We start from the raw sequence: 20913 nt of genomic DNA, 5'->3' as shown, positions 1-20913 counted from the left end.
TCGCGGCCGTTCATCCTTCGAGGCTCCCCTTGCGACGCGTTCGCATCGCAAGCGTCGCACCTCAGGATGACGGAACGCATTGCGATCGCTTCGGCGCCTACTTACGCTCCCGTCACGCGCCAGATCACGTTGCCGACGTCGTCGGCCATCAGCAGCGACTTCTTGTTGGGACCGATCGCGACGCCGACCGGGCGGCCGTAGGATTCCTTCTCGTCCGGGGACAGGAAGCCCGACAGGATGTCGCGACCGGGGCCGGAGGGCTTGCCGTTCGCGAACGGGATGAATACCAGCTTGTAGCCGGATAGCTTGCTGCGATTCCACGAGCCGTGCTGGCCGATCACCATGCCGTCGCCGAAGCCGGGCAGGGTGCCTGCGGGCATCCAGCACAGACCGAGCGACGCGGTGTGGCCGCCGAGCGCATAATCCGGTTGAATCGCCCTGGCGACCATCGCCGGATCCTGCGGCACACGGTCGTCCACCGTCTTGCCCCAGTAGCAATAGGGCCAGCCGTAGAAGCCGCCGTCGCGCACCGAGGTGAGATAGTCCGGCGGCGTCTCGTCGCCGAGGCCGTCGCGCTCGTTGACGACGGTCCACAGCACGCCCGTATTCGGCTCCCAGGCAAGGCCGACCGGATTGCGCAGGCCGGAGCCGAAAATGCGATGCGTGCCGGCGGCGAGATCGAGCTCATAGACCGCGGCGCGGCCTTCCTCGACCTCCATGCCCATCTCCGCGATGTTGCTGAGCGACCCGACGCCGGCATAGAGCTTCTTGCCATCGGGACTGGCGAGAAGGCTGCGCGTCCAGTGGCCGGCGGGCTTGAACGTCGTGAGCCGCTTGCCCGGCGCAATGATGCGATCGGCATCGGCAACGTAAGGAAAGGCCATCACGCCGTCGGTGTTGCCGACGTAGAAAGTGTCGCCGACCAGCGCCATGCCGAACGGCTGGTTGAGGTTCTCCATGAACGCGCCGCGAACCTCCGCAACGCCGTCGCCGTCCCCGTCCCGCAGCAGCGTGATGCGATTGGCGGAGACGCCGAGCGCCGCGGCGCGCCGCATCGTCGCCTGCATCGCATAGTGGAACACGCTGCGCGGGGCGCCTGCGATCTGCGTTGCCTCCGCGATCAGCACGTCGCCATTGGGCAGCACCTCGATCCAGCGCGGATGATCGAGACCGGTCGCGAACGCGTTGACCTTGAGCCCGGATGCCGCGATCGGCTTCTGGCCCTCGCGCCAGCCGCGTGCGGTCGGCATCTTCAAGGTCGGGATCGCGCCTTGCGGTTTTGCTTCGGGAATGGCGGGCTTCTCGCCCCAGGCCGGTGCGGGCTCGGTGCCCGTCATCTTGCGCCATTGCAGCGCGATGCCGCCGATGAACGCGACGAACTGCGCGAAGATGCTGGAAAAAGTCATGACAAGCCCCCGTTTGCGCGCGCATCCAACTGGCTGACGGGGCCGACGTCAACCTGTGCGGCGCGCCGCCGGGGCCTATTCCCGAGGAATGGCAGCCGATCGAATTTGCATGGGACAGTCGCCGCATCGGCCCGGAGATCAACGACCGATCTGCCGCTCCAGCCGCCGCGCCGCGCGAAAATCGTCCAAGTGACGGATGTTCGGCGCCAGCGCCGCTTCCCTGGACAGCAGATGATAGACCCGCGCCACCGTGCGCTGCTTCTGCTTCGTCCGCCCGGGCGGCAGCGCCCGCGCCTTGCGGACGGCGGCGATCGCGTGTGCGCGAAAATAATCGTAGGCGTCCGACATGGCTCGATGCTCTGCGGCCGGTGGCAGATGTCGCGGGCTAACGGACGAGTGGAGGGGCGGTTCCTTGTGGATTCTGCGCTCGTGCCCCGGACGCAGCGCAGCGCGTCCGGGATACAAGCGTGATGCCCTTACCGCGGCGACGTGAACGGAATGATCATCGGAACGCGGCGGCAATAGGCGCCATAGGCGTCCTCGCCGAGCTCCTTCGAGAGGAACACCTCTTCCATCCGGCCCTTCTGCCACATGCCGAGCGAGATCAGGATCGCGCCGAGGATCGTCGTCACCAAGCCGATCGCGACGCCGGTCACCAGCATCCCGAAGATCAGCCCGGTGTAGATGGGGTGGCGCACCAAGCCGTAGGGGCCGGTGTCGATGACGCGATGGTCTTCCTTCTGGGTGATGGTGTTGGACCAGAACTTTCCAAGATGCAGCCGGCCCCACCATGCGAAGGCAATGCCGGCGGCCGAGAGGATCGCGGCGATCGCGATGCCGGTGTTGCCGAGCACCCAGAGCGGCTTCCAGCCCAGAATCTCAGCGACCCATGGCGTGTACAGGATGCCGCCGACCAGGATCGGCAGGCGGTAGCGCTGCGACTCCAGCGTCATGACCTGCTTCTTGGTCTGCCCCTGCCAGAACGAGGCACCGACCCAACTGGCCAGAAAAGCGAGCCAGAGCAGAGCCAGGAGTTCGGTCGGCCAAGTCGTGGTCCAGCCACCCCAGGCGACAGAGAGAAGCTTGCTGAAATCGAAAGACATGAAGGTTCTTTGCGTTTGAAGCGGCGGCGTCAGCTCGCGCGCGAGGAGAGCGCGTGATGCTTGAGGGCGCCGGAGGGCTGCTGGCCGTTGCGGGCGAGCAGGTGGGTGATGGTTTCGCGCAAGACCGGCTCGATCGGACGCGGCGAATAGCCGAGCTCGTTACGGGCCTTGCCGATCGAGAGGTCGCTCGCGGCGAGCGCGATCCGTACGCCCTCGGCGGTGCCGTTGGGCGGCCGGCGCGTGATGTGGTCGGCGATGTATTCGAGCATGATCGCGGAGAGCTCGGCGATCTTGCCGGGTACGACGATCGGAAACTGCCGGCGGCCGCTCATCGCCGACATCATGCGCAGAATGTCGCCGAGCGGGACGCAGTCGCCGCCGAGGATGTAGCGCTGCCCGAGGCGGCCGCGTTCCATGGTCAGCACGAGGCCCATGGCGACGTCGCGAACGTCGACCAGGTTGACCAGGAAGTTGAGATGCGGCTGCACCTTCTTCTGCAGGAAGTACCAGAGCATCGCGGTCGGCGGTGTCAGATTATGGTCGGCGGCGCCGATCGGCATGGTCGGCGTGCCGATCACCAGCGGAAAGCCCGCGGCCGCCGCCTTGGCGGCATGATGCTCGGCGAGCGATTTCGAGCGCGTGTAGGCGCCGGGCATCGCCTCGGCCGGCTGCAGCGCCTCTTCGGCGGGAACGCCCTTGAGGTCGGAATAGGGGAACAGGATCGATTCGGTCGAGCAGTGCAGGAAGCGCGAGACGCCGTGCTTCATCGCGGAAGCGAGCACGATTTCGGTGCCGCGGCAATTGACCTCGTGAAAGTCCTGCTTGTTGGCGACCCACATGCCGGGCAGGCCGGCGAGGTGATAGACCTGATCGACGCCGGCGATGGCCGCATCGACCGCGGCGCAGTCCAGCACCGAGCCGTGGACGTGCTCGACGTCCGCGTTCGCCGCGGTCGGCACACGGACATCGAGAACGCGGACCCGCTGCCCACGGGCGCGGAGCGCTTCTACGAGGTGATGTCCGATGAAGCCACTGCCACCGGTAACCAGGACGAGAGCCATGCAGAAGGTTGCTGTTTCGCTTCGAGCGTTATCGGGTTGAAAGGGAATTGGCCGGAAGAGGCGCCAGAATCGCGGCAAGGTCGCGACGGAAGCCCAATGCAATGAATAATTTTGCCATGACGAACATCGGTCCAAGCAAAAGATGCGAGGGGAACGTGAACAGCGAGGCCTCGCGCCCCTCAAAAACCTTGTGGCCGATGGTCTGTGCGGCGAGGCCGAGCACCACCAGCGTGGCGAAAATCGCCCACATTGTCGCGGTGCTGACTTGCGCGGCAATGCTCGTCGCAACCGAAAACAGCACGACGGAGACGGCGAGAATGCCGAGCCCGAGCGCCGCGTCGAGCAGCAGCCAATAAATCAAGACCGGCAGCGCCAGGATCACCGCCAGGCTGACGCTGAAGCCGAACAGCGGAAGCTTGACCAGCGTTAGCGGCAGCACGGCGCCGGTGAACAGCAGCAGGATGCCGACCACATGCATCGCCGTGTTGCGGGGATCACGATGGTACTCGACATACACGGCAAGTTGGCGCTGGAAAAAGCCACCCATTTCGGTCTCATGCAGCACGGGGTCGGGAAGGGCGAACAGAGGCTATAGCACTGGACCGGGCGGTGCACAAACCGGCACTTTTGTCGCGTGAAACCGTGTACGCGCGCCCGGGACAGGCTGCAAAACATCCCGCACTTCAAAGGGTTCCGTCAGCCGCGGAGCCGCTTTCGCTCAGCGTTTCTTGGCGGGCTTTTTCGCCGCAGGCGCAGGGGCCGCAGCCGGACGCGGCGCCTCCTCCGGCAGCTTGGCATAGGTCAGGATCTGCAACTGGCCGTTGACGGCCGAGGTCGGCTTGGCCCGGTCGAGAAACTGCTCCTCGCCGAGGCCGATCGGATGCAGCCGCTTGGTCGAGATCTTGAAGGTGTTGACCAGCACGTCGCGGATCGCATCGGCCCGGCGCTGGCTTAGGATCGCATTGGCCTCGCGCGTCTTCGAATTGGATTCGACATGGCCGACGATCAGGAAGGTGTAGGGCAGCAGCGAAGAATGAACCAGCGCGTCCGCAATGCGGCCGACGGTCTGGTAGGACGCCGGCTGGATGATCGGCGTATCGGCGTCGAACTGGATCTGCGCATTGAAGGCCGGCAGCTTGGCAAGCTCCGGCGCGATCAGCGGCCGGTTCACCGGACCCGGATCGTTCTTGATCCTGGTCTTGGCGCGCTCCATCACCTGCTGCTTCAGCGCGGGCAGATCGACCTCGGCGGCCTCTTCGAAATGGTTCAGCTTGCCAACGATGTCGTCGCGGGTCGGCGCCCCCGTCTGCGCGCCGGCGGTGCCCGCGAGCAGGACGAAGCCCAGCGCGATGCCTGTTCGTGCGATGGCGAGCCCCGTCGCGCGCATCAGCGATACCCCGCGTCGTCGACCGCCTTCAGGCAGTTGTTGCTGATGCCCTTGGGGGTCGAGACCAGGCAGGGGACCGACTTGCTGGTCTCCTTGGTCGAGCCGCCGCAGATCTTGACGATCTCGCGCTGGCAGGCATTCGCCACCGTGACGCGCGCGGCGACGCGCTTCTGGATGGCGTCGAACACGCCGAGATAGTCGCTCGCGCATTGCGGCGTGAGCGCATCGCGGTTGCGCGACAGGCATTCCTTCAGCCGGGTCGAGTCCGGGTTGACGCCGCGGCAATTGGCGACGATTTCCGCGCCGCAGCTCGCCGCAAGCTTCCCGATCGAGTCGCCAAAGCTCATGGTCTCCGCCGCCGCAAGCGACGGCATCCCCAATGCAAGCACGATCAATGTGATGGAGCCCCGGACCATGGGTTTATCTGATACGGGGAAGTTCGCGGTGGTCAAGGGGCGTTCGGGCGAGAACTGTCGAGAGTTGCGCCAGTGCGGCGAACAGTCCTCAGTCGGCCTCGGCGAGGGGCGGCCAGTCGATCAGGACGGCCGTGTGGTTCCTGAGGTCATCGGCAAACTCCGGATCGGCCTTGAGTTCGTCCAGCGTCCGGGGCGGCGGCAGCTGGCGACCGTCCGCGATCAGCTCCTGCGCATAGAGCGCCAGCGCTTCGGGTGCATTCTCGATGGCTTCGTCGACATCGTCGCCGCCGGAGATGCAGCCGGGCAGGTCCGGAAACCAGACGCCGACTGCCTCATCCGGGTCGGCGTCTTCAATGATGGCGATGTAGTGAGCCATATCGGGCCTCACGCCCGCTGCACGAAGCTGTCCACGACCTTCTTCTCGCCGGCCTTGTCGAAGGCGATGGTGAGCTTGTTGCCGTCGATCTTGGTGACGCGGCCATAGCCGAACTTCTGGTGGAAGACCCGGTCGTCCAGCGAGAATTCGGACGTCGTGCCGGTGGATTTGGCGACCAGCTCGCCCTCGATGGTCAGGGGTCCGCGGCGGCGCGAGGAGAAGCTGCCGAAATCGGGGCCCGATGACGCGGAGGACGAGAACGTTGCGGCCTCTTCCTCGAAGCCGCCGTTGCGGCCGCCGCCGCGATTCCGGTTCGCCTGCGCGCGCTGCCAGCCCGGGGTCGAATAGCTGGAGCCGAACGCCTCCATGTCGTCGAAGCGCGAGGCGCCGTAGCCGCCGCTGCCGCCCCATCCAGAGCCGCCCTTGGATTCCGTGATCTCGACATTGGCCGCCGGTAACTCGTCGAGAAAGCGCGACGGGATCGTGGTCGACCAAGTGCCATGGATCCGGCGATTGGTCGCGAAATAGATCTTTGCGCGGCGGCGGGCGCGGGTCAGGCCGACATGGCCGAGCCGGCGCTCTTCTTCCAACCCGGCGCGGCCCTGTTCGTCCAGGGTGCGCTGGCTCGGGAACAGGCCTTCCTCCCAGCCCGGCAGGAAGACGTTGTCGAATTCGAGGCCCTTGGCCGAATGCAGCGTCATCAGCGACACCGCGTCGTCCTCGGCGCCACCCTCGCGGTCCATCACCAGCGAGATGTGCTCCAGGAACCCTTGCAGGTTCTCGAACTCCTCCATCGAGCGCACGAGCTCTTTCAGGTTCTCCAGCCGGCCCGCGGCATCCGCCGAGCGGTCCTTCTGCCACATCTCGGTATAGCCGCTCTCGTCGAGCACGATCTGGGCGAGATCGGTGTGCGCGGTGACCTCGCGCTGGGCACGCCAGCGGTCGAACTGCGCGATGAGATCGCGAAGCGAGCCGCGCGCCTTCGGCTTCAGCTCGTCGGTCTCGACCACGGCGCGCGCCGCCTCGAACAGTGGAATGCGGCGCTTGCGGGCGTGGTCGTGCAGCATCTGCACGGTGGCGTCGCCAAGCCCGCGCTTGGGCGTATTGACGATACGCTCGAAGGCGAGATCGTCGGCCGGCGAATTGATGACGCGCAAATAGGCCAGCGCGTCGCGGATCTCGGCGCGCTCGTAGAAGCGCGGGCCGCCGATGACGCGGTAGGGCAGGCCGAGCGTGACGAAACGGTCTTCGAACTCGCGCATCTGGTAGGAGGCGCGCACCAGAATGGCGATCTCGTTGAGCTTCTCGCCCTGGCGCTGCAGCTGCTCGATCTCCTCGCCGATGCCGCGGGCTTCCTCTTCCGAATCCCACGAGCCCGTGACGGTGACCTTCTCGCCGTCCTGGTCCTCGGTGCGCAGCGTCTTGCCGAGCCGGCCTTCATTGTGCGCGATCAGATGCGAGGCGGCGGCGAGGATGTGACCCGTCGAGCGGTAGTTGCGCTCGAGGCGAATGACCTTGGCGCCCGGGAAATCGTGCTCGAAGCGCAGGATGTTGTCGACCTCGGCGCCGCGCCAGCCATAGATCGACTGGTCGTCGTCACCGACGCAGCAGATGTTTTTGGTCTTCTCCCTCGCCCCGCTTGCGGGGAGAGGGTCGGGGTGAGGGGCTGTCTCCACGAGCTCGGTCTGCGGAGAGTCCCCCTCACCCGCATCGCTGCGCGATGCGACCTCTCCCCGCAAGCGGGGAGAGGTGAAAGAAGGCGCCTGCGACAAGAGCCGCAGCCACAGATATTGCGCGACGTTCGTATCCTGGTACTCGTCGACCAGGATGAACTTGAAGCGCTGTTGGTACTGCCTGAGAATATCCGGGTGCTCGCGGAAGATGCGGATGTTCTCCAAGAGGAGATCGCCGAAATCGGCCGCGTTCAGGATCTTCAGCCGCTCCTGATAGCTCGCATAGAGCTTGCCGCCCTTGCCGTTGGCGAACATCGCGGCCTCGCCCGACGGCACCTGCGCTGGGCTCAGGCCGCGGTTCTTCCAGCCGTCGATCAGGCCGGCCAGCATCCGCGCCGGCCAGCGTTTCTCGTCGATGTTCTCGGCCTGGAGCAGCTGCTTGAGCAGCCGGACCTGGTCGTCGACGTCGAGCACGGTGAAGTTCGACTTGAGCTGCGCCAGCTCGGCATGGATGCGCAGGATGCGGCCGCCGATGGAGTGGAAGGTGCCGAGCCACGGCATGCCCTCCACGGCGTGGCCCAGCATCTGGCCGAGCCGGTGCTTCATCTCGCGCGCGGCCTTGTTGGTGAAGGTCACCGACAGGATCTCGGCCGGGCGGGCGCGACCCTGGCTCAGGATATGGGCGATGCGCGTGGTCAGGACGCGCGTCTTGCCGGTGCCGGCGCCGGCCAGCACCAGGACCGGGCCGTCCAGCGTCTCCACCGCCTCGCGCTGCTCCGGATTGAGCCCGGCGAGGTATTTCGGGCCCACCGAGGCGCGCGCACGCGCGGCGATGCCGCCGGCTGCGGGCTGGTGGTCGGGTACGGCTGTGATCTTGCTCGGCTCGGTCATGCGAATCATCGGCCCCACGATGGCACCGCGGGGTGGTGGAAGGGAGCCTTCTTAACAGGGATTGGTGCCTATATGGGGCGCCGGGCGGGGTTTTCCACGTGCGCGGCAGGCCGATTTGTTCCAGCTGAGCCAGCGAATTTCGCTCCCGCCAGGGCCGGAACCATCGTTCCGGCGTCGAGATTGTCAGGACAGGTGGCGCGGCCAGCCGCGTCGATCGCAGACAATATCAAGACGAGGGTTTGACCATGCTAGGCTGGGTTGTGACGTTTCTGGTTATCGCACTGATCGCCGGCATCCTGGGCTTCGGCGGCGTCGCCGGCGCTTCGATCGAGATCGCCAAGATCATTTTCTTCATCGCAGTCGTTCTGTTCCTGGTGTCGGCCGTCGTCGGCCTCGCCCGCGGCCGCAACAGGATATAGCGCGCCTAGGTTACCTCTCCCGCCGGGGAGAGGTGAACTGGCAGCGTTGCCTGAGCTGCTAACGCTTCGAGGGCATCGCCACGCTGCGGCCGATGCCCTCGGGTCGCGTCAAGGCGCTGTGGGACTTGGCGACGCCAGCAATGCGCTGCTGGATGTCAGGCGGAAACGGCGCGACGCGCCGCGCCTTCATGTCCATGTGCAGCGACATGTTCTCGGAGGTCGCCGACAGCCAGCCCTCTGATGCGTGCCGCATCTCCTCGAACGTATGCAGCCGCTTGTCGTCGGCGTCCAGCAGCCAGACCAAGATCTGCACGGGATCGCCGAGATGGATCTCGCGCAAATAGCGCACGTGGCATTCGGCGGTGAAGGTCGAGCCGTGGCGCTCCTTCTTGTAGACCGGGCCAATCCCGAGCTCGAGCCAGAACTCGTCGATCGCCCGGTCGAACATCACGTTGTAATAGGCCATGTTGAGATGGCCGTTATAGTCGATCCATTGCGGCTCGACCTGCATGATCGAGGCGCGGAACGGCGCGGCATTGGGCGTTGAGGCGGCGGTCTCCGGCATGTGTCCTTCCCAGGCTATGCGTCCGGTCGCTTGACTTGACCAGTTTTATGTCCTTTGCCACGGTTCTTCTTTCGGGAGGAATTCCGTGGGTACGACCATCACCAATAATCCGCCGCGGCCGGAGCCGAAAGCCCTCGCGAGCGCGCTGGAGCAGCTTGCCGCACGCTTCGGCAACCGCCTCATCACCTCGCACGCCGTGCGCGAGCAGCACGGCCATACCACCACCTGGATCCCCAACCAGCCGCCGGACGGCGTGGTGATGGCGCAGGAGACCGCCGACATCCAGGACGCGGTCCGGATCTGCGCCAAGCATCGCGTGCCGGTCATTCCCTTCGGCACCGGCACCTCGCTCGAGGGCCAGGTCAACGCGCCCGCCGGCGGCATCTCGATCGACCTGCGCGACATGAACAAGGTGCTCGCGGTGCATGCCGAGGACCTCGACTGCGTGATCCAGCCCGGCGTCACCCGCAAGGCGCTGAACGAGCATCTGCGCGACCAGGGCCTGTTCTTCCCGATCGATCCCGGCGCGGATGCTTCGCTCGGCGGTATGGCCTCGACCCGTGCCTCCGGCACCAATGCGGTGCGCTACGGCACCATGCGCGACAGCGTGCTGGCGCTGAAGGTGGTGCGCGGCGACGGCGAGATCATCACCACGGGAACGCGCGCCAAGAAATCCTCGGCGGGCTACGACCTGACGCATCTGTTCGTCGGCGCCGAAGGCACGCTCGGCATCATCTCGGAATTGACCATTCGCCTGCGCGGCATTCCCGAGACGATCGCGGCCGGCGCGGTGTCGTTCGAGACCGTGCACGGCGCCTGTCAGGCTGTGATCCTGGCGATCCAGACCGGCATTCCCGTGGCGCGTATCGAGCTGCTCAATGCCGCGCAGGTGAAGGCCTGCAACGCCTATTCCAAGCTGACGCTGCCGGAGACGCCGCTGCTTTTGCTGGAATTTCACGGCAGCGAGATCGAGGTCGCCGAGCAGTCCAAGGCCTTCGGCGAGATCGCAAAGGACTGCGGCGGCGGCGATTTCTCCTGGACCACCAAGCCGGAGGATCGCACCAAGCTGTGGCAGGCGCGGCACGATGCCTATTGGTCGGTGAAGGCGCTGCGGCCCGGCGACAGCATCGGCGTGGTCGCGACCGACGTCTGCGTGCCGATCTCGCGGCTCGCCGACTGCGTTAGCGAGACCGAGGAGGATCTCAAGCGGCTCAATTTGCTGTCGCCGATCGTCGGCCATGTCGGTGACGGCAATTTCCACTGCTCGCTGGTGTGCGACACCAACGATGCCGAGGAGATGGCGCGCGGCGAGGAGTTCATGCATCGCCTGGTCGAACGCGCGCAGGCGATGGACGGCACCTGCACCGGCGAGCACGGCATCGGCCAGGGCAAGCAGAAATATCTCAAGGCGGAGCTCGGCCCCGAGGCGCTCGATGCGATGCGGACGCTGAAGAAGGCGCTCGATCCGCTCAACATCTTCAATCCAGGCAAGATCGTGCCGGAGGCATAAGGCCCGGGGCTAGGTCCGGGAACTTTCGGCAATGTTGCCGGTTCCAATTCCCGCCAAGTTCCGATGCCGCAATGGCAGGGCTGTGCGCGGGGAGAGTGCGATGGTGCGACCGATCGTTGGAATTGCCGCAATGGCCTTTGCCTGCATGCTGGCGGGTGCGGCGCTGGCGAAGGGCGGCCATGGCGGTGGCCATGGAGGCGGCCACGGCCATGGCCATGGAGGCGGGCATGGCCATCACGGCGGCGGCCATTTCCGTGGGCACGGCGGCGGGCACGCGCATGGCGGCGGGCATCATCGCGGGATGCGGTTCACAACCGGTGCCCGACGTGGCGGCCCGAGCTTCGGTCAGATCCGCAATGCCGCGATACGGCCGACGAACTTCCGCAACGCCTGGAACGCCAGCGCATTCCGCAACGGCCGGCTGGTCAGCAATCCCGCGGCCCGCGCGCAGATCGCCGCGGCGGCGGCACTCGCCGGCTGGAGCGGCGCAAGCAGCGGATGGTGGCAACATCCGGGTGGCGGCTATGGCTGGGTCGGGCCGCTGTTCTGGCCGTTCGCCTATAACGACCTCTACGATTACACGATCTGGGGCGACGGGCTCGGCTTCTGGGGCTACGGCTATCCGGACATCTATGCCGGCATTTTCGGCCCCTACGGTTATGATCGCCTGTCGGCCTATCTGCCGCAGCAGCCGCATGGACGGCGGCGGGCGCGCAGCGCACCGCTCGATCAGCTCTGCGGCAGCGATCGCCGCGCCATCGTCGGCCTGCCGATCGATCAGATCGCAGCCGCGGTGCAGCCGACCGATGCGCAAGGCGCCGCCCTCGATGCGCTCGGCAACGCCTCGATCGACGCGGCGGCGCTGATCCGCACATCCTGTCCGACGCAGGCCGCAGCGACGGCGCCCGGCCGGCTCGCCGCCATGCAGCAGCGGGTCGAGGCGATGCAGAAGGCCGTCGAGCTGGTCCAGCCCGCGCTCGAGACATTCTATGGTTCGCTCAACGACGAGCAGAAGGCGCGCTTCAATGCGCTCGCCGACGATCAGCGTCGTGCCACCGCATCGAACAATGCGGGCGGATCGTCGGTGCAGACTTGCAGCGCGTCTGCCGCGTTCGATTGGCCTGGTGCCACGATCGAGGACAGACTTCGTCCCAACGACACCCAGCGCGCGGCGCTCCAGGTGCTGCAGGACACCAGCGCCAAAGTCAGCGCATCGCTCAAGGCGGCCTGCGAGCCCAATGAGGTGATGACGCCGCCGGCACGCATGGCCGCGATCCGCAAGCGCCTCGACGTGATGCTGGAGGGGATCAAGTCGGTGCGGGCGGCGCTCGATGATTTCTACGCCACGCTCAACGACGAGCAGAAGGCGCAGTTCGAGGCGATCGGCCCGCGCCGCATGTCCTGAACGCCACGAGCAATCGAAGACCATTGGTGGGGCAATGAAGTGGTTCGCGAGGCGAGAGCCGGCAGACGTCTGGGACGAGCCAATCGGGGGGCCGATCGGCGATATCGAAGCAGCCGACCGGATTCGCAACATCTGTCAGGCTGCGCGGGCGATCGCCGAGGCTGCCGCAGCTTCAGCGCAGAACAGCACGCGCGAGCGCTATGAACGCGCGGCCCGCGCCGCGATGGAGATCGCGATGAAGATCTCCGACGATCTGATGCGCGACGACGCCGTGCGCCGCATCGTGGATCTCTGCATGAAGGCCGAGGACATCAAGACGGCGCAGATCTTGTCGCGCGCGATCCAGGCAGGCTGGATTCGAGAAGCCGTGCTCCGGGACTACCCGGTGCTGTCGCAATAAGTTCGGCTCGCGCGATTGGCGCGAGCCGAATGCTGCTGGTGCCGGACCGGCTCAGTATCTGCGGTACCCGCCGCCATTATGGTCTCCGCCGCGGCCGCCCATTCCCATGCCGAGGCCGATCCCTACGCCGATGCCGATGCCTTGCATCACAGCCTCCGGCGGCGGGCCGCGATCCGGCGGCGGCGCGCGCTCGTAGACCACTTGCTCGGACGGCCGTCGCTTGGGCGGCGTCTCGACCACCTTGCGCTTCGGCGGGGTCTCGTCGACGCGCTTCTTGATCACGGGCGGGACCGAGGGGTTGACCGGCGTTGCCGGGGTCGCGGGCGTCGAGCACGGGCAGGTCGGCGCCATCGCGACCGCGACGGGCGTCGCGGCGGCGGCCACGGGCACGGCGTAGTTGCGGTTCTGCACGCGCAGCAGCAGCCGGCGGGCGGTTGCAGCGAGATCGCTGTTGTCCCAGTTCGCCAGATAAGCTTCGAACGAGGCGCGGGAGTTGATGGCGGTGGCACGCTCCCACGCCAGCATCTGGCGACGCCGCTCCAGCACCGTACGAACGCGCGGGGTGCGGGTGTCCTGGGCGTACAGCTCGATATAGGCCTGATACGCCTCCACCGTGTCCTCGGTGATCACGAGCTCATAGGCCACCATGGCCGGCTTGCCCTGCAACGTCTTGCGCCAGTCGTCGACGCTGCGCGTGCCGCTGGCGAGCGCCATGGCGGATGCGCCGGGAAGAGCGGGCGTGCTGCCGCTGCTCTCGCCGAAGAACTTGAAGTCGGTGGTCAGCGAGGAGCTTTCCCAGGGGATCTGCCGCCCGTCGGTCGATTGCGCCACGGCGACGCGGATGCGCTTGAACACTTCCTCGATCGGCAGGTTCGGCTGCTTGGCAATGGTCAGCGCAGCCGTGGTGTAGGGGCTGTCGATGCCGTTGCCGTCCTCGGCCTCGGCGCCGGGCGAGGTCGAATAGGAGATGAAGGAGCCGGGCGCGCCGGCCTTGGTGTCGACGATCGCAAGGCCGTGGCCGGCGCCGCTGAGCGCGGGGAACGGATTGTTGCGGCAGGCATCGAGCATGAAGATGCGGGCCCGCGTCGGGAGCGCGCCGAGCGTGTTGAGCAGGTCGTTCAGCCGCACGCCCTGCAGCGGGATGTCGGCCTCGCGCTTGGGGTCGAGATCGACAGGCACCAGATAGTTCTCGCCGTCGATCTGCAGACCGTGGCCGGCATAGAACACCAGCGCGACGGTGTCGGCGCCGCTGGCACTGACCTTGCCGGCGAAGTCCGAGATCGCCGCGCGCATCTCGGTCTGCGCCAGATTGGCCGCCGTGGTGACGGTGAAGCCGGCACTGCCGAGCAGCTCCGTCATACCTTTGGCGTCGTTGGCGGCGTTGGGCAGCTCCGGCACGGTGCGATAGGCCGATTGGCCGATCACCAGCGCAAGCCGCGCTTCGGCGGCCGCGTCCGTCGGCGTCATCAACTGGGTGAGTGCGAGAAGACCGGATGCAAGAAGCAAATTCGAAAAGACTGGACGGCGCATGATGTCACCTCCAACGGCAATGCGCACGATGATGTCACTTTTTCTAGGTCTGTGCCATGACACTGTCTGTGCGCTGGCTCACGTTGGGCGTGCGACAAAATCGGGCAGTGGCTCTGCCCGAGCTTGCGCGCGTCCGCCCGTGCCCCGTCACGGCAGTCCGCGGTCCCATGGCGTCACAGGCGCAAAGCGCGCGGCGAGAAAGTCGATGAAGGCGCGCACCTTGGCCGGTGGGCGGCGGTCGGGCAGGTAGACCGCATGCACCGCCGACGTCTGGATCTCCGGCTGGTCGAGCCGGAGCGCGACGAGCGCGCCCGAGCGAAGATCGTCGGCGATGATGAAGGTGGGCTGCCGCGCAAGGCCAAGGCCGGCCAGCGTCGCCGCGCGCAACGCATCGCCATTGTTGGCCCGCAAGGTGCCGCTGACCTGGACGCGGATCTCGCCCTCGGCACCGAACAGCCATTCCGCCGCGCTCGCTTGCTGCGAGAGCGTGTAGCCGAGGCAATTATGTCCGGCGAGCTCGGCGACGCTGCGCGGGGTGCCGTGCCTGGCAAGATAGGAAGGTGCGGCACAGACCACGAGGCGGTTCGGTGCGAGCTTCCGCGCTACCATGCTGGAGTCGCGCAGGCTGCCGATCCGGATCGCAAGGTCCCAGCCTTCCTCGGCGAGGTCGACGAGGCGATCGTTGAGGCCGAGCTCGATGGTGACCTCGGGATGGGCTGCCGAAAATTCCGCGATCGCAGGCGCAATCTGCCTCGTGCCGAACACGACGGGGACATTGACGCGCAGCAGCCCGCGCGGCTCGATGCGTTCGCGCGCGATGGCGGCATCGGCAGCCTCCATGTCGGCGAGGATGCGTTCGGCGGATTCCAGATAGCTTCGTCCAGCCTCGGTGATGGAGAGCCGTCGGGTCGTGCGGTGGAACAGTTTTGTGCCGAGCCGCGCCTCCAGCGAGGCGACATGCTTGGTCACCATAGTTTGCGACAGGCCCATGGCCCGGGCCGCACCGGAGAGGCTGCCGGCCGCGGCAACCCTCGCGAAAACCTCCAAGCTGGTCAGGCGGTCGAGCAAAGCCAATCTCACTCTGCTAGTGTGAAGTATATTTCAAAAATAGCATATTATCATCGATTTGAGAATATATCATGTTGCGCCGCAAAGGAGACCCGCCATGATCGATTCCCGTACCGCCCCTTACGCCGCGCTGGTGCTGCGCGTGACCCTGGGCGCGCTATTCCTCGCCCATGCCAGCCTGAAGCTGTTCGTATTCACCCCGGCCGGCACCGCAAAGTTCTTCGGCAGCCTCGGTTTCCCGCCCGAGCTCGCCTATCTCATCATGACCGTGGAAGTGCTCAGCGGCGTCGCTCTGATCCTCGGCGTCTGGACCCGCTATGCGGCGCTCGCGGGCATTCCGATCCTGCTCGGCGCGATCTTCTCGGTGCACGGCGCGGCCGGTTTCTTCTTCACCAATCCGAAGGGGGGCTGGGAATTCCCCGCCTTCTGGGCGATCGCGCTCGCCGCGCAGGCCCTGCTCGGCGACGGCGCCTATGCGCTGCGTCCCTCGCGTGATGTCGCCGCGGCAGGCGGCCAGCTCAGCGGCGCGCATTCGCGCTGACATCACTGCATTCGCTCAAATGTTGCGAGCCGTGGGATCACGATCCCGCGGCTTTCGCTCGTCGTCTGCTTTGTGCAATCCAATCGATATGCGTTCGAAGCCGATCATGGGCTATCTTGGCCTCCTGTTCCTCTGCCTGCTCGTCATCGCCTTCGTGCTATGGCTCTCGACCGCGCTGCCGCGGGCATTCGGCTATTGAAGGAGGCTTGTCGTGAAGGTCCTGCTCGCGCACACCCCGGAGATGCGACGTAACTATTACGGCGATCGCAGCCTGAACGGCCTCCGCGCTGCCGCCGAGGTGATCCTGCACGAGAGCGACGAGACTCTGGACGCCGCCGGCCTCGTGCGTGCCGCGAAGGATGTCGACATCATCGTTGCCGATCGCATGACGGAGGGCCGCGGCGAGATTTTCGCGCAATTGCCGCGTCTGCGGGCGTTCGTCCGCTGCGCCGTCGACATGCGCAACGTCAGCGTGGATGCGGCCTCGCTAGCCGGCGTGCTGGTGACCCGCGCCGGGCCCGGCTTCGTGCAGGCCGTGGCTGAGCTTGCGCTCGGCTTCATGGTCGATCTCTCCCGCGGCGTATCTCGGACCACGGCGGACTATCAGGCCGGCCGCAAGGCTGAGGCGCGGATGGGCCGCCAGCTCGCCGGCAGCCGGATCGGCATCATCGGCTACGGCAGCATCGGGCGCTACCTCGCCGAGATCGCAAAGGTGCTGCGCATGGAGGTGCTGGTCTCCGATCCCTTCGTCACCGTCAGCGATGCCGCGATCCGGCAGGTCGGTCTCGACGAGCTCCTCGCCGTATCGGACTTTGTCGTCTGCCTCGCCATCGCCAACGAGCAGACCGAGAACCTGATCGGGGAGGCGGCGCTGGCGCGCATGCAGAAGCATGCCGTCTTCATCAATCTCTCGCGCGGCAATCTGGTCGACGAGACCGCGCTGGCACGCGCGCTGCGTGAGGGCCGCATCGCCGGCGCCGCCATGGATGTCGGCCGCGCGCCCGACCAGATGCCGACGCCCGAGCTTGCCAAGCTGCCGAACGTCGTCGCCACGCCGCATGTCGGCGGCCTGACGCCGCAGGCCATCGAATACCAGTCGCTGGAGACCGTGCGACAGGTCGAGGCCATCGTGAGGGGAAAAATCCCGCAAGGCGCCGTCAACGCCGACCGCTGGACGCGGCGGCCGTGAAGGGTCTCAAAGCCGGTCCACCGCCTTGAACGTCCCGTCCTTCTGGATCACCGTCAGGAACACCTTCGGCGGCGTGTCGAGCATGCGTGTGCCGACGGTGACGATGCTGCCGCTGATGTCGAAGCGGCCGGTATCGTTGATGGCGCGCAAAAGGCTCGCGCGGGTCGGATCGGGGCCGGCCTGGTCCAGCGCCGCGGCCGCGAGGCGGCCGGACAAATAACCTTCCAGCGACACGAAGTCCGGTGTCAGCGCCGGATCGAACGCCTTCATCGCCGCCTGGTAGTCGGCGACGAGCTTGAGTGAGCGATCCCAGGGAAACGGCACCACCTGCGAGACGATGACCCCTTCGCCCTCCGGGCCGAGTTCCGCGGCGAGCGCATTGGCGCCGACGAAGGAGATGTTGACGAAGGTTGGACGGGCGCCGCTGCGGCGGGCAAGCTTGATGAACTCCGCGCACGGTCCATAGGTGCCGACCATGACGATGGCTTCGGGGTCGGTGCGCTTGATCATGCGCCAGGCCTGGACGACCGCGCGGGTGTTGCGCTCGAAAGTGCCTTCGGCGGCAAGCTCGAGACCGCGTTTGGCGAGCGCACGCTTCACGCCGACAAGCCCGTCGCGGCCGAAGGAATCGTCCTGGTAGAAGATGCCGATGCGGGTGAACTGGCGATCCTCGGTGAGATGCTTGATCCAGGCCTCCGCCTCCGCGCCGTAGCTCGCGCGGATGTTGACGACGTTCGGAAGCTCGAGGTCGCGCAGGAACTCGGCGCCGGTGAACGGGCCGATGAAGGGTACGTTTCTGGCGCTGGTGATCGGTATCGTCGCCTTCGCGGTCGGCGTGCCCACCGCGCCGATCAGCGCGAACACCTTGTCGTCGTCGATCAGCTGCAGCGTCTGCGCCACCGAACGGTCGGGGTCGTAGCCGTCGTCGCGGCTGATGAGCTCGAGCTTGCGGCCGTGGACGCCGCCCTTGGCGTTGATCTCGGTGAACGCGGCGACGATGCCTTGCCGCATGCGCTGTCCCAACGCGGAGGAGGGGCCCTCCAGCGCCGCGGCCTGGCCGAACAGGATCGCACCCGCGCTGACGCCGGCCTCGTTGCCCCTCGCCGCCAGTGTGGTCGCGGCCAGAAGCGCGATGGTCAGGACGACGGATCTCGCTGATCGGTGCATCGGGAGGCTTTGCCGGATCGTTGGAAGAAACCTTGCGCAACGTAACCTCGCGAGCCTGAATAGCTCGCTAAGCGGCACGACGCAGAGAGGCCGTAGTACACCGGGTAAAGTCGGCAACTTATGTCCAGAACGCCGGGATCGTTCGCGCAGTTCGTTAACTAATTTCCGCATTGCGAAACGACCGCTTTGCAAAATTGTGCAGTTCTTAACCGCAGTCTTGTTCCGATAGCGGCGCCGGCACCTCAACCAGAGGTTCGGTTCGTCGCGGAGAGGGGACGGCGGCTACAACATGGGCGGTCGCGATCAGAACGATCAGGATCGGAGACGTAGAGGCGGATGGTGGCGTGCCGCGCCGCTGCTCGGGCTCTATCGTCCTGCGCTCGTCGCGGTCGGCGTCGGCCTGCTGTTCTCGATCATGGGCGCCGCCGCCGTGGCGCGGTGGGAAGATCGCGTCAACAGGATCGAGTTCGAGAACGCCGCCGAGACCCAGGCGATCGTCATGCAGAACGGCATGAACGAGTACATATCGAGGCTTCTCGCGCTGCGCACGCTGTTCGAATCGACCAACGAAGAGGTCACCCGCAGCGAATTCGAGAACTTCAGCGCCCGCCTGTTCGAGCGTCACGCCGGCATCCTGCGCATCGCGTGGTTGCCGCGCGTCAACCGCAAGGAGCGCGCGGAATACGAGACCGCGGCGATCCGGGACGGCGTGTCGGGCTATCACATCAAGTCGCTTCAGGGCGAGACCTTCGTCACCGCGCCGCAGAGCGACGAATATATTCCGGTGTTCTACTCGACTCAGCCGAAGACCTCGCCGGTCTACGGCATGGATTACACGACCGTTCCGGAGCGCCGGTCGCTGCTGGAGCGTGCGCGTGACAACGACCGCATCGCAGCCATGCGCACGCGCCTGTTCGGGCCGAAGGAGGACGACCGGCTGTCCTATGTTCTCGTTGCCATTCCCGTCTACGCCAAGGGCACTTCGCGCGAGGAGATTGCAGACCGGCGCCGCAATCTCGCCGGCTACATGGTCGGCATCTTCGACCTGCCGCTGCTGATCCAGTCCATTCGCGTGACCACCGGAGCCAGCCCCGCGGTCAGCATGACGGTCTTCCCGCCCTTCATGGCGCAGATCGTCAGCCTGGAGCAGATGCTGCCGGATTATGCATCGTCCCCCAGCGCGCTGCGGTCGATGCGGGACATCGCGCGGACCCTGCACTGGTCGGGCAGTCTCAAGATCGGCGATACCGATTGGCAGGTACGGGCGGTTCCGACCGCCGGCGGTCCGCTGGCGACGACTTACGACCGCGCGGTTGCGGTCCTCGTCGTCGGCATGCTGCTGACGCTGTCGCTGTCGACCTATCTGATGCTCGCCAGCCGCAATTCGCGGCGGCTGTCGCTGGCGAACCGGCGGGTGCTCGAGCTTGCCCAGACCGACATCCTCACCGGATTGCCGAACCGCGCCTTCTTCCTCACCCGGCTCGACGCGATGAACAGACAGTTGAGCGCGAGGGGCCAGCCCTTCGCGATCCTGATGCTCGATCTCGACCGCTTCAAGAACGTCAACGATTCCCTCGGCCACGCGGCCGGCGATGCGCTGCTGCGCCAGGTGGCGCAGCGGCTGAAATCCGCAGTGCGCGCCAACGACGTGCTGGCGCGGCTAGGCGGTGACGAATTTGCCGTCATCCAGGAGGCCGGCGAAGACCAGCGCGCCTGCTCGACCGAGCTGGCGGCGCGGATCGCCAAGCTCGTGAGCGAGCCGTTCTCGCTGCCCGGCCACCGCGTTGAAATCGGCACCAGCATCGGCATCGCGATCGCGCCGGATCATGGCAGCGATCAGGAGCAGCTCCTGAAGAAAGCGGATCTGGCGCTCTACCGTTCGAAATCGGCCGGCCGCAACTGCTTCACGATCTATGATGAGGCGATGTCGGCCGAGCTGGAGGCTCGCAACACGCTGGAAGGAGATCTGCGCGACGCCATCGCGCGCTGCCAGCTGGAGGTACACTACCAGCCGTTCGTCGATGCCCTCAGCGGCGAACGACGCGGCTTCGAGGCGCTGGTGCGCTGGCGGCATCCGACGCGCGGCCTGATCCCGCCGGACCAATTCATTGCGCTTGCGGAGGAGACCGGGCTGATCGTGCCGCTCGGCGAATTCGTGCTGCGGCGCGCCTGTGCGGACGCGGCCGGCTGGCCCGCCGATCTCATGGTCGCCGTCAACCTGTCGCCGATCCAGTTCAAGGAAGCCGAGCTGTTCGAAATGATCTGCGCGGCGCTCGCCGATTCCGGCCTGCCGCCGCCGCGGCTCGAGATCGAGATCACGGAATCCGTGCTGCTGGAGCGCGGCAGCGAGAACCACGCCTTCATGGAGCGGCTGAAGCAGCTCGGCGTCGAGCTCGCGCTCGACGATTTCGGCACCGGCTATTCCTCGCTCAGCTACCTGACCGCGTTCCCGTTCGACAAGATCAAGATCGACAAGTCTTTCATTCGCAACCTGACCCAGCAGCCGCGCTCTTCCGCCATCATCTCCTCGATCGTGACGCTGGCGCGCGGACTGGACATGTCGGTCACCGCCGAAGGCGTCGAGACGCGCGAGGAGTTCGACCGGCTGAAGGCGCTCGGCGTCAATTTTGCGCAAGGCTATCTGTTCGGTCGGCCGCATCCGATCGAGCGGATCCTGTTCGACGCGCCGGTCAAATCCTCACGGCTCGACGCCGCCTGAGCGCGCCTGAGGCATGCGCGAAAAGCGCTTGACCCGGGCATCCCCGGATGGTCCGAAGAACCGTCTAGGGATGAAACAAGCACATAA

20 protein-coding genes are annotated in these 20913 nt (G+C 66.3%); 7 read left to right on the top strand and 13 right to left on the bottom strand.

Annotated features, from left to right (window positions below; all coding sequences use genetic code 11):
* Window positions 1–101: 101 nt before the first annotated feature.
* The 9 genes from N2604_RS32565 to N2604_RS32525 all read right to left on the bottom strand — a co-directional run bounded on the left by N2604_RS32565 (window position 102) and on the right by N2604_RS32525 (window position 8322).
* Window positions 102–1406: a sorbosone dehydrogenase family protein gene (locus tag N2604_RS32565; RefSeq protein WP_260372067.1), complete on the bottom strand. Its 1305-nt coding sequence runs from the start codon at window positions 1404–1406 to the stop codon at window positions 102–104.
* Window positions 1407–1544: 138 nt separating this feature from the next.
* The gene (locus N2604_RS32560; RefSeq protein WP_025038081.1) at window positions 1545–1754 is read right to left on the bottom strand and encodes a hypothetical protein; all 210 of its coding nucleotides are present in this window, start codon (window positions 1752–1754) and stop codon (window positions 1545–1547) included.
* A gap of 128 nt (window positions 1755–1882) precedes the next feature.
* A complete protein-coding gene (locus N2604_RS32555; protein ID WP_260372066.1) occupies window positions 1883–2509 on the bottom strand; it encodes an isoprenylcysteine carboxylmethyltransferase family protein in 627 nt (208 codons plus the stop codon).
* Between the two features lie 29 nt (window positions 2510–2538).
* Window positions 2539–3570: an NAD-dependent epimerase/dehydratase family protein gene (locus tag N2604_RS32550; protein ID WP_260372065.1), complete on the bottom strand. Its 1032-nt coding sequence runs from the start codon at window positions 3568–3570 to the stop codon at window positions 2539–2541.
* Between the two features lie 28 nt (window positions 3571–3598).
* Entirely contained in the window at window positions 3599–4117 is a 519-nt protein-coding gene (locus N2604_RS32545) for a DUF962 domain-containing protein (protein ID WP_260372064.1), read from the bottom strand.
* Window positions 4118–4288: 171 nt separating this feature from the next.
* The gene (locus N2604_RS32540; RefSeq protein WP_260372063.1) at window positions 4289–4957 is read right to left on the bottom strand and encodes an OmpA family protein; all 669 of its coding nucleotides are present in this window, start codon (window positions 4955–4957) and stop codon (window positions 4289–4291) included.
* Window positions 4957–5373, bottom strand: coding sequence for a hypothetical protein (locus N2604_RS32535; RefSeq protein WP_260372062.1), 417 nt, complete (start codon window positions 5371–5373; stop codon window positions 4957–4959). Before N2604_RS32535 ends, N2604_RS32540 begins: the two co-directional genes overlap by 1 nt.
* Window positions 5374–5461: 88 nt before the next feature.
* Complete coding sequence (locus N2604_RS32530; RefSeq protein ID WP_260372061.1) at window positions 5462–5749, bottom strand: type II toxin-antitoxin system HicB family antitoxin; 288 nt, start codon at window positions 5747–5749, stop codon at window positions 5462–5464.
* Window positions 5750–5757: 8 nt separating this feature from the next.
* A complete protein-coding gene (locus N2604_RS32525) occupies window positions 5758–8322 on the bottom strand; it encodes an ATP-dependent helicase (protein ID WP_260372060.1) in 2565 nt (854 codons plus the stop codon).
* 236 nt (window positions 8323–8558) lie between these two features.
* On the opposite strand from N2604_RS32525, the gene N2604_RS32520 reads away from it, so the two are divergent.
* A complete protein-coding gene (locus tag N2604_RS32520) occupies window positions 8559–8732 on the top strand; it encodes a DUF1328 domain-containing protein (RefSeq protein ID WP_036006471.1) in 174 nt (57 codons plus the stop codon).
* Between the two features lie 58 nt (window positions 8733–8790).
* Here N2604_RS32520 and N2604_RS32515 read toward each other — a convergent pair whose 3' ends face one another.
* Entirely contained in the window at window positions 8791–9297 is a 507-nt protein-coding gene (locus N2604_RS32515; RefSeq protein WP_260372059.1) for a thioesterase family protein, read from the bottom strand.
* Window positions 9298–9382: 85 nt separating this feature from the next.
* On the opposite strand from N2604_RS32515, the gene N2604_RS32510 reads away from it, so the two are divergent.
* The 3 genes from N2604_RS32510 to N2604_RS32500 all read left to right on the top strand — a co-directional run bounded on the left by N2604_RS32510 (window position 9383) and on the right by N2604_RS32500 (window position 12612).
* On the top strand, window positions 9383–10807 hold the full coding sequence (locus N2604_RS32510) for an FAD-binding oxidoreductase (protein WP_260372058.1): 1425 nt from the start codon (window positions 9383–9385) through the stop codon (window positions 10805–10807).
* A gap of 100 nt (window positions 10808–10907) precedes the next feature.
* Window positions 10908–12212 carry a Spy/CpxP family protein refolding chaperone gene (locus N2604_RS32505; protein ID WP_260372057.1) on the top strand — a complete coding sequence of 435 codons (1305 nt, stop codon included), beginning with the start codon at window positions 10908–10910 and terminating at the stop codon, window positions 12210–12212.
* A gap of 34 nt (window positions 12213–12246) precedes the next feature.
* Window positions 12247–12612, top strand: coding sequence for a hypothetical protein (locus N2604_RS32500; RefSeq protein ID WP_260372056.1), 366 nt, complete (start codon window positions 12247–12249; stop codon window positions 12610–12612).
* A gap of 51 nt (window positions 12613–12663) precedes the next feature.
* On the opposite strand, the gene N2604_RS32495 is transcribed toward N2604_RS32500, so the two are convergent.
* Complete coding sequence (locus tag N2604_RS32495) at window positions 12664–14142, bottom strand: caspase family protein (RefSeq protein ID WP_260372055.1); 1479 nt, start codon at window positions 14140–14142, stop codon at window positions 12664–12666.
* A gap of 147 nt (window positions 14143–14289) precedes the next feature.
* A complete protein-coding gene (locus N2604_RS32490) occupies window positions 14290–15210 on the bottom strand; it encodes a LysR family transcriptional regulator (protein WP_260376358.1) in 921 nt (306 codons plus the stop codon).
* 97 nt (window positions 15211–15307) lie between these two features.
* On the opposite strand from N2604_RS32490, the gene N2604_RS32485 reads away from it, so the two are divergent.
* The gene (locus tag N2604_RS32485; protein WP_197961555.1) at window positions 15308–15751 is read left to right on the top strand and encodes a DoxX family protein; all 444 of its coding nucleotides are present in this window, start codon (window positions 15308–15310) and stop codon (window positions 15749–15751) included.
* A gap of 211 nt (window positions 15752–15962) precedes the next feature.
* Complete coding sequence (locus tag N2604_RS32480) at window positions 15963–16940, top strand: hydroxyacid dehydrogenase (protein WP_260372054.1); 978 nt, start codon at window positions 15963–15965, stop codon at window positions 16938–16940.
* Window positions 16941–16946: 6 nt separating this feature from the next.
* Here N2604_RS32480 and N2604_RS32475 read toward each other — a convergent pair whose 3' ends face one another.
* On the bottom strand, window positions 16947–18107 hold the full coding sequence (locus N2604_RS32475; protein WP_260372053.1) for an ABC transporter substrate-binding protein: 1161 nt from the start codon (window positions 18105–18107) through the stop codon (window positions 16947–16949).
* A gap of 289 nt (window positions 18108–18396) precedes the next feature.
* Between N2604_RS32475 and N2604_RS32470 the strand changes: the two genes are divergently transcribed.
* Window positions 18397–20826, top strand: a complete 2430-nt coding sequence (locus tag N2604_RS32470) for an EAL domain-containing protein (protein WP_260372052.1) — start codon at window positions 18397–18399, stop codon at window positions 20824–20826.
* Window positions 20827–20913: the final 87 nt, after the last annotated feature.

Source organism: Bradyrhizobium sp. CB1015 (assembly GCF_025200925.1).
Taxonomy (GTDB): Bacteria; Pseudomonadota; Alphaproteobacteria; order Rhizobiales; family Xanthobacteraceae; genus Bradyrhizobium.
The sequence above is the reverse complement of the archived record's forward strand: the minus strand, read 5'-3'. Positions and strand labels throughout refer to the sequence as shown.

What these genes read in the sequence shown, in the direction of transcription:
- N2604_RS32565 (WP_260372067.1), bottom strand. Translation starts at nt 1,406, where the DNA reads ATGACTTTTTCCAGCATCTTCGCGCAGTTCGTCGCGTTCATCGGCGGC.
- N2604_RS32560 (WP_025038081.1), bottom strand. Translation starts at nt 1,754, where the DNA reads ATGTCGGACGCCTACGATTATTTTCGCGCACACGCGATCGCCGCCGTC.
- N2604_RS32555 (WP_260372066.1), bottom strand. Translation starts at nt 2,509, where the DNA reads ATGTCTTTCGATTTCAGCAAGCTTCTCTCTGTCGCCTGGGGTGGCTGG.
- N2604_RS32550 (WP_260372065.1), bottom strand. Translation starts at nt 3,570, where the DNA reads ATGGCTCTCGTCCTGGTTACCGGTGGCAGTGGCTTCATCGGACATCAC.
- N2604_RS32545 (WP_260372064.1), bottom strand. Translation starts at nt 4,117, where the DNA reads ATGGGTGGCTTTTTCCAGCGCCAACTTGCCGTGTATGTCGAGTACCAT.
- N2604_RS32540 (WP_260372063.1), bottom strand. Translation starts at nt 4,957, where the DNA reads ATGCGCGCGACGGGGCTCGCCATCGCACGAACAGGCATCGCGCTGGGC.
- N2604_RS32535 (WP_260372062.1), bottom strand. Translation starts at nt 5,373, where the DNA reads ATGGTCCGGGGCTCCATCACATTGATCGTGCTTGCATTGGGGATGCCG.
- N2604_RS32530 (WP_260372061.1), bottom strand. Translation starts at nt 5,749, where the DNA reads ATGGCTCACTACATCGCCATCATTGAAGACGCCGACCCGGATGAGGCA.
- N2604_RS32525 (WP_260372060.1), bottom strand. Translation starts at nt 8,322, where the DNA reads ATGATTCGCATGACCGAGCCGAGCAAGATCACAGCCGTACCCGACCAC.
- N2604_RS32520 (WP_036006471.1), top strand. Translation starts at nt 8,559, where the DNA reads ATGCTAGGCTGGGTTGTGACGTTTCTGGTTATCGCACTGATCGCCGGC.
- N2604_RS32515 (WP_260372059.1), bottom strand. Translation starts at nt 9,297, where the DNA reads ATGCCGGAGACCGCCGCCTCAACGCCCAATGCCGCGCCGTTCCGCGCC.
- N2604_RS32505 (WP_260372057.1), top strand. Translation starts at nt 10,908, where the DNA reads ATGGTGCGACCGATCGTTGGAATTGCCGCAATGGCCTTTGCCTGCATG.
- N2604_RS32500 (WP_260372056.1), top strand. Translation starts at nt 12,247, where the DNA reads ATGAAGTGGTTCGCGAGGCGAGAGCCGGCAGACGTCTGGGACGAGCCA.
- N2604_RS32495 (WP_260372055.1), bottom strand. Translation starts at nt 14,142, where the DNA reads ATGCGCCGTCCAGTCTTTTCGAATTTGCTTCTTGCATCCGGTCTTCTC.
- N2604_RS32485 (WP_197961555.1), top strand. Translation starts at nt 15,308, where the DNA reads ATGATCGATTCCCGTACCGCCCCTTACGCCGCGCTGGTGCTGCGCGTG.
- N2604_RS32475 (WP_260372053.1), bottom strand. Translation starts at nt 18,107, where the DNA reads ATGCACCGATCAGCGAGATCCGTCGTCCTGACCATCGCGCTTCTGGCC.
- N2604_RS32470 (WP_260372052.1), top strand. Translation starts at nt 18,397, where the DNA reads ATGGGCGGTCGCGATCAGAACGATCAGGATCGGAGACGTAGAGGCGGA.